This is a genomic window from Streptomyces sp. NPDC006450 (assembly GCF_040612195.1).
In the GTDB taxonomy this organism is placed as follows: domain Bacteria; phylum Actinomycetota; class Actinomycetes; order Streptomycetales; family Streptomycetaceae; genus Streptomyces.
In genome coordinates, this window is the sequence record NZ_JBEXPT010000283.1 from 1 (window position 1) to 1061 (window position 1061).

A 1061-nucleotide genomic window follows, 5' to 3' on the forward strand; every position below is an offset into this window, starting at 1 on the left:
GGCGGGGTCGGTCCAGCGGCGCCGGGCCAGGCACCAGCCCTCGGGGCGGGGCTCGCCGATGCCGCAGACCTCCGGGGTGAACTTCATCGGCCAGACCCGCTCGTCGGCGCCGAAGCGGCGGTACGTCCAGCCGTCGATCCGGGCCCACACCCGGCCGTCGGCCCGGAGCAGCTCGATGTCGCCGCGCACGCTGACATCGCGGACCTCGCGGATCCGGGCCGTGGCCCAGACGAGCTCGTAGGGGGCGGGCGGGGGCCCCGAGAAGCGGATGCCGTCCACGGTGGCCGGGAACACCAGCCTGTCCACGGGGAGCCTCAGCTGCATCCAGTGCCCGAAGAGCTGCCCGGCGGCGTCGAGCAGCGCCCCCGGGTCGGGCAGGGCCCGCAACACGCCCCGGATGCCGTCCGAGCCGACGGCCCGCACCTCGTGCACCCCGGCGAAGCGGGGGCCGTGGAACATCCACCGGTCGCGGTAGAGCGCCTCGGCGCTGACGGGAGCCGGCTGCGGCTCGCGCAGCGGGGTGGTGTCGGGGCCGGGCAGGGCCGCGTAGCGGTCTCCGAGCAGGACGAACACGTCGGCGTACTCCCCGAGGGTGACGCGCACGCGGCCCGGTCCGGCGGGCCGTACGGTGACCTCCACGTCGAGGGCCGGCTCCACGGGGAGCCAGCGCAGGGCCCGTACCCGCTCGTACCCGATGACGGCCAGGCCGTGCGGTGCGTCCCTCAGCGCGGCCTCGGCCGCCAGCTCCAGCATCGTCGTCATGGGGACGACGGGGAACCGGTCGGAGTCCTCCGTCCAGCCGTCGGGCTGCAGGTAGACGCAGTGGTCCCGTACGTAGGGGAGCGTGTCGAGGGAAAGACGCAGGGTGCGGGTCAGGGGCTGGGTCCCGGTCTGCCGCTCGGTGTGCGGCCCGGTGTGCCGCTCGGTCTGCGGCCCGGTGTGCCGCTCGGTCTGCGGCCCGGTGTGCCGCTCGGTCTGCGGCCCGGTCTGCGGCTCGGGCTGTCCTGCGGCGGGGGTCGCGTCCAGGGCGGAGAGCAGCACCGGCCTGGGCTCTACGGCCG

1 protein-coding gene is annotated in these 1061 nt (G+C 76.0%); it reads right to left on the reverse strand.

Annotation, left to right across the window (positions count from 1 at the left end; translation table 11 throughout):
* Nucleotides 1-1061 (reverse strand): polyketide synthase dehydratase domain-containing protein (locus ABZY57_RS32825; RefSeq protein ID WP_356518212.1); only part of this gene is annotated, 1061 nt, incomplete at both ends.